A 9,208-nucleotide genomic window follows, 5' to 3' on the forward strand; every position below is an offset into this window, starting at 1 on the left:
CGAGGTGCTATCCCAGAGAGCACTGAATCCGAATATTTCTTATTTTCTTCTGCTTAGAGTGATGGAAGAGCGATATAACCAATCACAGCCGCCTCTGCCAGACCGGGGAGATGTCAATTCTAAATCCTTACAGGGAACTGTAGTTCCGAAGCCCAGAGACCGTCAATCTTTGCAATCAATTCACTTCCAGACCAGAGAAAGGTTTCAGTGATACCGTTTTGCGCCTCAATATTGACGCCACATACAATCACGTCAGTTTCTGCAAAGTTAACAATTTTGGCGTAATCATTTCCACCACCGACTGAGTACCAATTTGTTGTGTTATCACCAATATAAAATGTGTTAACCGAGTTACCGCTGTTGCCAATTAAAGTATCTACCTCAACACCAGATTGCCCGTTGGTTTCTGAACCTCTTAATATGTTCTGACCCGCACCACCTCCGAGAGAGTCGTTCCCCAAACCACCAAACAATATATTAATGCCGTTTCCACCAGTGAGAACATCATTACCCTCGTCACCGCGAATGGTATTGTTGCCATTTCCGGCATTAATGTTGTCATCTCCAGCCCCGCCATTAATGGTGTCACTACCTGTGCCAGCAGAGACAATATCGTCCCCATCCCCAAAATAATAAGTATGGTTGCCGTTGTTGTTGTAATATTTCCCAAAAATGCCAGTTCCTGTTAATACGTCGTTGCTGTTAGTCCCATAGATGAAGCGATCGTTGGTTCCGCCATTAAGCTTAGCAGCAACCAGAAATAAAGGATTATCTTGAGCATCAACGGGAATCACTCCTTCATGCACTTGAAGAGAGTTAAGAGAATCCCCTCTATAGAAGTTTGGTCGAAATTCACGATCGGGCTGCGTGTCAGTCAGACCCAGAATATTTGTGGCTAAACGAGAATTGTCGGCTGCATCAGTTTTAACCAAATTTGTGTAGGCGGTCACGACACGGTTGTGTTGAGCAGCTTGGTCTAGGGGATTAAGCGGATTGGTGCCGAAGTCAAACAGGAAAGATTCCCTGGCAGTTCCAGCTTGAGCTTCATTTCCTGCTACACTACTGATGCCATTAAAACTTCTTCTTGAAGTCGTAGCACCAAAGTCTAAGCGTTCGATTGGGTCTGCAATTCCTCCATTCCTTCGGTATCCATTCGATAGGTTTGTATCGAAGCCATTAATAATATCGTATGGACTGACAATTTTCGCACTATTTGATGCTGGGTCAAGGGCTGTAACCGAACCAACTTGACTCCCATAGGTAGTATTGAAACTGGCGGCAAGTTCGCTGGCAAGGTGAGCACCAAGACTGTGACCGACAATATTGAGTGCTGTGGCTGGCATTCCCCAGTCAACAAGTTTGTTTTGGATTGCTGTTGCCACTGGGGTAATCCACGAACCAGACCTGTAAAGGTCTCCTCTAGCTATCCCTGCTGTTGCATTGTTTGTTGGGGTGCCGCTCACTTGAGTCCAGTCAAGGGCTAAAACTGTATCGTTTGGGTTAGCATTATTGATTGCTCTGGCTAGAGTTGCATCAAAAGAATCGCTGGGTGCTGTGAAACCAGGAATCAGCAACCATACTTTTTGACCAGTCCATCGATCGGCAGAGGGAACCGAGAAGGGCGCACGGATATTTATTTGACGTTGACTTGGACTAAAAGCATTGGTAGGTGGTCTGTTAGTTTCGCCACCTGTCACCAAAAACCGAGTATCTATCGCTGTCATCGTTCATTCCTCTCAAGTTAGGTTGGTAAAGATGATTAATTGTTTCCCTTTCTCGACTTTCTCCAGAAGTGAACTCCACCCAAGCCCAAAAAAGCCAACAATGAGGCCAAGGGGGAGGCGTTCTCTGGTACGGGAGTAGGAGGAGATTCGTTAATTTCTAAGGTCACACTCCCCTCACCTCCAATAGTTCCATTTCGCAAGACGAACTTAAATGTCCCAGGATCGACAAACATAAATCCGTTATTTCCACCCCAAACTCCGCCATCATTTCCCGGAGCAACTTGGAAGCCAAATTGAGAGGGAATTCCGTTCAAGAAAGCCAAAACGGGAGCGTCTGGGAAGTTTAAATCATCACTGGCCGTATAGGTGACAGGAGTTAAGCCATCAGCAAAGTCCAGAAATCTAAAGTTCAGAGATAGCAGTCCTGGTATAATTCGATCGTTGATGGTCATGGCCTCCTCGCCAACTTTGGTCAGATGTGTATCGTCGTAGGAAAAGTCACCTGTGTAGACACCCGCGAATTTGGGATCGGTGACGTAGGCGACATCGACGTTGACTTTGATTGTGCCTGTTATTGTCGCCATAACGATCGAGCCTCCTAATATCGATCTTAAAAAAGTCTAAGTAATTCTATTAAATCCCCGACTTCTTTAAAAAATTGGGGATTTGGGTATTCTGTTTTTTTATTAAACAGTTCGCGATCGCACTCCGACCAAATAAATCGGGTTTTTTACGCTTATCTGCAGGCTGTAATATTAAATTCGGTAGCATCATAATTAATATTACCCACAATTAGGACACGGCAATGCCGTTTCCCTACAATTAATTGGGGTAGTCCAACGGCACTGCCGTTTCCTCCTCACCAGCATGATGGCTGGGAGCCTCGCACGTGCTACGATTATTTTGGGGTAGGGGAAACAGCACTGTCGTTTCCGACCTTACTATCATTCCGATGTAACCGGAATTGATATAACGAAGTATTTTTTTTTATCAGGTTTCAGAAACTTGATGCGTAAGTCTTATTAAATTATTAACAAATTACACTTAAAACTCAAAAATATCGATCGCCCAATGCCAGTTTTTCTGATGCAGCCGATCGCAAATTTGCACTTTCTCAACAGCCAAATATTGCCGAAATTCAGGTTTTTCTAGGCCGCTGCGCCACATTACCAGAGCATCTTCTCCGGTATCTTCGTAGTAACGTTTCCGCCGTCCTGCCTCTTTAAAACCAAATTTTTTGTACAGAGACACGGCGGCTAAATTAGATTCACGCACTTCTAAGGTTGCCCGTTCTAATTGTCTGTAGTGAGCCTTTTTTAGTAAAGCCCAAAGCAGAGCTTGTCCTAAACCCTGACCTTGAAAGCGAGGCTGAATTGCCAAAATTGTAATGTGAGCTTCTTCTAAAATTGCCCACAGACAACCCAAACCGATGAGAGTTGGGGGAATCTGTAGGGGCGGTGCCCCCGTGCCCGCCAGGTTTTGAGCTGATTCGCCGCCCCCGGTTTCCGATGCCCACAAACCCAGTAAATCACTGTTAGGACTGTCTAACTCGCGTCTGTAGCCTTCTAAAGTCCACAGTCGGCCAAAACAGAGCCGATCGAGTTCGACTGCACTGTTGAGGTCTTCGGCGGCGAGATGTTTAATTTGTAGAAAACGCACGGCTGTAAATTGTACACTGGAAAACACGGTAGCGATTAGCTGTTTGTTGCTAGTTTTGAGTCATGACTCACAAGTCTCCAGACATTAGTCTACTGCCAACGACCAATGACTGCTGATTAATGACTGCCGACTGCTGACTGCTGATTAATGACTGCTGACTAATAACCTAGGATAGTTATTGCGCGATGGTATCAACTCAATCTTTCGGGGTGGAATCGGGGCTTAAGTATCTGTCTGAGTCTCAACAAGCCCTGCAAACTCGATCGCCAAATCAAGAACTGTTACCGCTGACAGCCAGTGTTAACAGCAGCGATCGGTTGGAAATCGGAGGCTGCGAGGTGACAGCCTTGGTGGAGCAATTTGGCTCGCCGTTATACATTTTAGACGAAGAAACGCTGCGGGCTGCTTGCACCCAGTACCGGGATGCTTTTAAGCGTTACTATCCGGGCGAATCTCAAGTGCTCTATGCTTCTAAAGCTTGGAGTTGTTTGGCAGTTTGCGCGATCGCAGCTTCGGAAGGTTTAGGCATAGATGTCGTATCCGCCGGAGAAATCCACACTGCACTGCAAGCCGGCGTGGGCCCCGACAAAATCTACTTCCACGGTAACAACAAGTCCCGCGAGGAACTCCAACTAGCTGTCGAAAGCGGCTGCATTACCGTAGCCGACAATTGGCGGGATTTAGAGACTCTAGCAGAGTTGGGACAATTGGGTGTCAGCAGCCTCACAGGTGGGCCGACACGAGTTATGGTGCGGTTTACTCCTGGAATTGAGTGTCACACCCACGAGTACATTCAGACGGGTCAAATCGACAGTAAATTTGGCTTCGATCCCAACTCGCTCGATCGAGTATTTACTTTCATCAGCCAACAGCCGTCGTTATTTTGCGTGGGAGTGCACGCTCACATCGGCTCTCAGATTTTTGAACTGCAACCCCATGACGATTTAGCCGATGTCATAATTCAGGCCTTGACAAAAGCACTGAGTTATGGTTTGCCAGCGACAGAAATTAATATTGGCGGTGGGTTGGGCATTCGCTATACTGAAGCGGACGATCCTCCTAGCATTGAAGATTGGGCTCGTACAATTTGCTCCGCAGTGGTAGCAGCTTGCGAGCGGCAGCAATTGCCCTTGCCTAAGTTGCTTTGCGAACCGGGTCGATCGCTCGTCGGTACAGCCTGCGTCACAGCTTATACCGTTGGCTCTCAAAAAGTCATTCCGGGAATGCGGACGTATTTAGCTGTAGATGGAGGGATGTCCGACAATCCGCGTCCTATTACCTATCAATCAGTTTATCGAGTCCTCGCAGCCGGTAAAATGTCTGCTCCCTTAACGGAAACAGTGACAATTGCTGGGAAACACTGCGAGTCAGGCGATGTTCTGATTAAAGATGCCAAATTGCCAGAGTGTCAGGCCGGAGATGTCCTCGCGGTTACGGCTACAGGGGCATACAATTACAGCATGGCTTCTAACTACAACCGAGTACCTCGACCGGCAGCGGTTTTAGTGAGAAATGGGGAAGTTAACACGATTATACAGCGGGAAACTTACCAGGATTTGCTGAGGCTTGACCGCCTTCCTGAACGGCTCGGAGTTCAAAAGTAAAAGCTGAGAAGTTAAAAGTTAAAAGTTAAAAGAAAGACCATCGATGTTTACTCAGTGATTGCTCTTTGACTTTTAACTTTTGCCTTGTTCAGTGACGCGATTGGATTGACACTCCCCGGTCTAAAAACGCGGGGATTTTCAGCGTATTCCTTATAACAACTGTTCATGGTTCACGGGTTCGAGTGCATCACGGTTCGCGGTTCACAGGCGGTAGCGTTCGATGAACCATGAACAATCAACAATCTGGCTATGACATTGGCCTCGTTCAGTCCTTATTGATTCAAGGGCTCGATATTGGACTGGTCTTTGCGCTTGCGTATTTGGTGCTCGTCATTGTTGGCGAGCGCAGGACGCTGTGGATGGTAAGGGGATTTATCATTTTGATGCTGGCGGCGGCGGTGAGCAACTGGGCTGGATTGAAACTGTTGCACGTTGCCCTCAACAGCTTGGTGACGGGTTCGGCTGTGGCAATGGCGGTAATATTGCAGTCGGAGTTTCGCCGATTTCTGGAACAATTGGGTCGGGGGGAAATTATACAATTGTTTGGACGGGATCGCCGACCAACTCCCGAACCGGACAGCGTTATAGATGAAATTGTGGACGCAGTAAAAGAACTTTCGCAAAACCGCACGGGCGCTTTATTAATTGTAGAAACAGATTCTCCGATCGACGATCGGGATTTTTCAGTCCCGGGAGTGAAGCTAAATGCAGAAGTTTCTAAAGAATTGTTGCAGACTATCTTTCAGCCGCAAACATTGCTCCACGACGGAGCTGTTTTGATTCGAGGTTCGCGGATCGTGTCGGCGGGGGTAATTTTGCCTTTGTCCGACCGCAGCGCGTCGCGGCAGTTGGGAACTCGCCACCGGGCTGCGATGGGGATTACGGAACGGGTGCAAGCTTGCCTCTGCGTGGTGGTGTCCGAGGAAACGGGTTCTATTTCTCTGGCGCAGATGGGAACTTTAAATCGACCTTTGACTAGCAGCAAACTTAAGGAATTGCTGGAAGCAAAGCTGTTTCCGTCAGAGGGAGAAAGAGCTGTGGCTCCAATTCCGATCGGCAATCTCGGACGCCAGATAGGATTGAAGGGAGTGACACTGTTAAAGCGGATAATGCGCCGATCGGGTAATCGGGAGAAACCATGAGTCAAGGAATTTGCTTGGAAAAGTTGCCGGAGGATCTGCAACAAGAACTACTGCCTAAACACATAGCAGTGATTATGGACGGGAACGGGCGCTGGGCTAAGAATAAGGGATTGCCGCGGATTGCCGGGCACCGCCGAGGAGCTAGCACTCTCAAGGAACTGCTGCGCTGCTGCAAAGATTGGGGGATTCCAGCTTTAACGGCTTATGCTTTTTCGACGGAGAATTGGGGGCGGCCGACCGGGGAAGTGGATTTTTTGATGAGTTTGTTTGAGGGTAAGCTGCGGCAAGAATTGCGGGAGATGGTGGACGAGGACGTGCAAATTCAATTTATGGGGAATTTGCAGGCTTTGCCGAAGTCTTTGCAGGCGGAAATCGAGCGTTCTGTGACGGCAACTCAGCACAATCAGGGGATTCTGTTTACGGTGGCGACGAATTACGGGGGGCGTCAGGAGATCGTCCAAGCTTGTCGGGCGATCGCCACTCAGGTGAAAGAGGGCAAGTTGCAGCCGGAGGAGATTGATGAGGTTTTATTTAAACGCTATTTGTATACTGCTGATGTTTGTGACCCGGATTTGCTGATCCGGACGAGCGGGGAAATGCGGTTGAGCAATTTTTTACTATGGCAAATGGCTTATTCGGAAATTTATATTACTGAGACGCTGTGGCCGGATTTCGATCGATCGGAGTTTCACCGCGCTTTGTCTACTTATCAGCAACGTAACCGCCGATTTGGCAGAGTTTAACGATTTTAGATTTTAGATTTTTTGGTTGATTTTTTAGTTTCCAAGCAGGTGTGGATTCTGAGGGAGCATCTCCATGAAAGTAAAAAACGTTTTTACGACCTGCGAGCGTCCCGCACAGCAAAATACAGCAAGCGTCCCACTCGCAATCCCATGTAAATGCTTGCACGGTTGATGCTTCTTACCTGGATTCCATCTAAAATCTAATACCAATTTCACTCATCTCCGGCTCAACATAACGATTTTAGATTTGAGATTGGAGGACAAATCTAAAATCTAAAATCTAAAATCTAAAATCTAATTAGGGCCCAGAGAAAACAGCAGCTTCAATGTCCTGACGTGAGAGGGAGTATTTGAATGCTCGCTGAATGTCTTGCCCGTCGGCTCCGGCCTCGATGTAGCGGACAGTGAGTTGGTCGATATCGAGGGAGAGTTCTGCTTTCCATGTAAGTTGCTCGATCTGCCAGCAGTGGAGTTCTCGCCGGTCTTGCTGGCAGCCGCGGCTTTTTAGCCACTGCTCGATTTCGGGGAGTGGATGGTTGTACAAAGGAGTGTCAGCGGAAGGAAGAGTCATGGGATTTTAGATTTGAGATTTGAGATTTTAGATTGGGGATTTTAGGCTTGGGATTGGGGATTTGGGATTTGAGGGTTTAATTGCCGCGAATTAAGCCGATCGCGATCGCCAGTACCAAACATCCGATCAAGCTAGCTCCCATGATCGACAGGGCGAACATTTCTCCAGGGGAAAGAGGTCGATCCGTGGGGTCTAGGTAAGCGGATTTGGAAGTTTTTTCGCCGGAACCCGAAACCGGAGTATTGAAGCCGGGGGGCGGCCCAATCACGTTCATCCGAGAATAGCCTATTTTGAGGTCGTAGGCGAGGCGACGTTCTGGGTTGCTGAGGGTGGCGTAGGCGTTGTTGAGCTGCTGAAATTTGGCGGTAGCGACCGCAGGCGGCAGGTCGGTGGTATCGGGATGGTAGAGTTTGCTAAGTTCCCGGTACGATCGCCGAATTTCGATCGCCGATGCGGAAGGATGCAGCCCTAACAAGCCGTAGTAGCTAGAACCCAAGGGGGTTTTGCCGGGTATTTTCTGACTTTTGCTGTTTGCCGTTCCCTCGTTAGGAGTCACCTCAGCGCCTCTGGGCTTGTTGTTTATAATTTTTGATTATTTTAGAGCAGATTTGAGGGGAGCGCTACTGTCTGTTCGATCGAGGGGGTTTCGCGGGCGATCGGCTCAACGTACGATCGCGCGTCCATCGGTAGGTCGCTCTTTTTCCGTTATATCCCCGCAGGCTTTAAGTGCTGCGCTTAAGGAGGTATTCTGTCAGGGTAAGCTCATCAAATTTGGTAACAATTGTACTTAACAGATAAGAAGCGAGTATGGTAGAGCAGAGACAGCTATTTTTTTTTATCTCTAGGAAACAGAATTATGTCTCAGGGCTTTAAAATTAAATCAGTTGATGCTAAAAAAAGTTCTGACACTGCAAAAAATTCCCAAGCTGTGGTAGAAGAAATTGGAGTTATTCAAGAGAGTTTAGTCAAGCACTTTGGAGGACTCAAAGACCCAAGAGTAGAGCGAACTAAGAAACATCAACTCACCGACATTTTAGTAATTGCAATCTTAGCCATAATTGGCGGCGCGAGCGGGATGGGAAGACATCGAGAACTACGGCATCAGTAAACAAACTTGGTTAAAAGATTTTTTGGCATTACCAAACGGTATGCCTTCAGATGATACGTTTCGTCGGGTATTTGAGTTCATAGATCCTGATGCCCTAAATCAGTGTTTTCTCAATTGGGTAGAAACCTTGGTCACGAAGATGGCAGGAGAGATTATACCTATAGATGACAAGACAATTGGGGGTTCATACGAACGAAATCAAGGCAAGTCAGCCCTGCATCTAATTAGTGCCTGGTCGAGTACGCAACGTCTGGTGTTAGCACAGATGAAAGTAGAAGATAAATCTAATGAGATTACAGCCATTCCCGCATTATTAGAGTTGCTGGATATCACAGGCTCGACGATCGCCATTGATGCTATGGGGACACAAACAGAGATTGCCAATAAGATTATCGAGAAGAAAGGTGATTATGTCCTAGCACTTAAAACCAATCACCCAACTTTATACAATCTTGTTCATCAGCAATGGTTGGAAACCGCGCAAGTGCAGAATTTTCATTGCGTTGATGTTAGCTATGCCAAACATATTGAAACAGGACATCACCGCAGGGAAATTCGGGAAGTTTGGACTGTACCAGTTATACCATTTTTTTAAAGATGTGATAGAGATAAAGAATGTAAAATCCAAGACCATCCGGTGAGAAAACCAATGATTCG

At 47.2% G+C, this 9,208-nt stretch carries 8 protein-coding genes and 1 pseudogene; 4 read left to right on the forward strand and 5 right to left on the reverse strand.

Annotated elements, in window-relative coordinates; all coding sequences use genetic code 11:
• Positions 1 to 119 precede the first annotated feature (119 nt).
• The 3 genes from QUA80_RS32395 to rimI form a co-directional block, all read right to left on the reverse strand.
• Positions 120 to 1,724 carry a hypothetical protein gene (locus tag QUA80_RS32395; RefSeq protein ID WP_333429019.1) on the reverse strand — a complete coding sequence of 535 codons (1,605 nt, stop codon included), beginning with the start codon at positions 1,722 to 1,724 and terminating at the stop codon, positions 120 to 122.
• A gap of 35 nt (positions 1,725 to 1,759) precedes the next feature.
• A complete protein-coding gene (locus QUA80_RS32400) occupies positions 1,760 to 2,308 on the reverse strand; it encodes a hypothetical protein (protein WP_333429020.1) in 549 nt (182 codons plus the stop codon).
• Between the two features lie 460 nt (positions 2,309 to 2,768).
• On the reverse strand, positions 2,769 to 3,383 hold the full coding sequence (rimI, locus tag QUA80_RS32405) for a ribosomal protein S18-alanine N-acetyltransferase (protein ID WP_333429021.1): 615 nt from the start codon (positions 3,381 to 3,383) through the stop codon (positions 2,769 to 2,771).
• Between the two features lie 185 nt (positions 3,384 to 3,568).
• On the opposite strand from rimI, the gene lysA reads away from it, so the two are divergent.
• The 3 genes from lysA (at position 3,569) to QUA80_RS32420 (ending at position 6,872) form a co-directional block, all read left to right on the forward strand.
• Positions 3,569 to 4,987 carry a diaminopimelate decarboxylase gene (lysA, locus tag QUA80_RS32410; protein ID WP_333429022.1) on the forward strand — a complete coding sequence of 473 codons (1,419 nt, stop codon included), beginning with the start codon at positions 3,569 to 3,571 and terminating at the stop codon, positions 4,985 to 4,987.
• A 227-nt stretch (positions 4,988 to 5,214) separates the two neighbouring features.
• A complete protein-coding gene (gene cdaA, locus QUA80_RS32415) occupies positions 5,215 to 6,129 on the forward strand; it encodes a diadenylate cyclase CdaA (RefSeq protein ID WP_333429023.1) in 915 nt (304 codons plus the stop codon).
• The gene (locus QUA80_RS32420; protein ID WP_333429024.1) at positions 6,126 to 6,872 is read left to right on the forward strand and encodes an isoprenyl transferase; all 747 of its coding nucleotides are present in this window, start codon (positions 6,126 to 6,128) and stop codon (positions 6,870 to 6,872) included. Before cdaA ends, QUA80_RS32420 begins: the two co-directional genes overlap by 4 nt.
• A gap of 298 nt (positions 6,873 to 7,170) precedes the next feature.
• Here QUA80_RS32420 and QUA80_RS32425 read toward each other — a convergent pair whose 3' ends face one another.
• Both QUA80_RS32425 and QUA80_RS32430 read right to left on the reverse strand, forming a co-directional pair.
• Positions 7,171 to 7,443: a DUF3143 domain-containing protein gene (locus tag QUA80_RS32425; protein WP_333333869.1), complete on the reverse strand. Its 273-nt coding sequence runs from the start codon at positions 7,441 to 7,443 to the stop codon at positions 7,171 to 7,173.
• Positions 7,444 to 7,519: 76 nt separating this feature from the next.
• A complete protein-coding gene (locus tag QUA80_RS32430; protein WP_333429025.1) occupies positions 7,520 to 7,999 on the reverse strand; it encodes a J domain-containing protein in 480 nt (159 codons plus the stop codon).
• A gap of 429 nt (positions 8,000 to 8,428) precedes the next feature.
• On the opposite strand from QUA80_RS32430, the pseudogene QUA80_RS32435 reads away from it, so the two are divergent.
• A pseudogene (locus tag QUA80_RS32435) lies at positions 8,429 to 9,146 on the forward strand (ISAs1 family transposase); the annotation flags it as partial.
• Positions 9,147 to 9,208: the final 62 nt, after the last annotated feature.

This window comes from Microcoleus sp. F4-D5, assembly GCF_036704885.1.
In the GTDB taxonomy this organism is placed as follows: Bacteria; Cyanobacteriota; Cyanobacteriia; order Cyanobacteriales; family Microcoleaceae; genus Microcoleus.

Bases quoted from the DNA above. Each gene is read 5' to 3' on its own strand.
- QUA80_RS32395 (WP_333429019.1), bottom strand. From the start codon at position 1,724: ATGACAGCGATAGATACTCGGTTTTTGGTGACAGGTGGCGAAACTAAC.
- QUA80_RS32400 (WP_333429020.1), bottom strand. From the start codon at position 2,308: ATGGCGACAATAACAGGCACAATCAAAGTCAACGTCGATGTCGCCTAC.
- lysA (WP_333429022.1), top strand. From the start codon at position 3,569: ATGGTATCAACTCAATCTTTCGGGGTGGAATCGGGGCTTAAGTATCTG.
- cdaA (WP_333429023.1), top strand. From the start codon at position 5,215: ATGAACAATCAACAATCTGGCTATGACATTGGCCTCGTTCAGTCCTTA.
- QUA80_RS32420 (WP_333429024.1), top strand. From the start codon at position 6,126: ATGAGTCAAGGAATTTGCTTGGAAAAGTTGCCGGAGGATCTGCAACAA.
- QUA80_RS32425 (WP_333333869.1), bottom strand. From the start codon at position 7,443: ATGACTCTTCCTTCCGCTGACACTCCTTTGTACAACCATCCACTCCCC.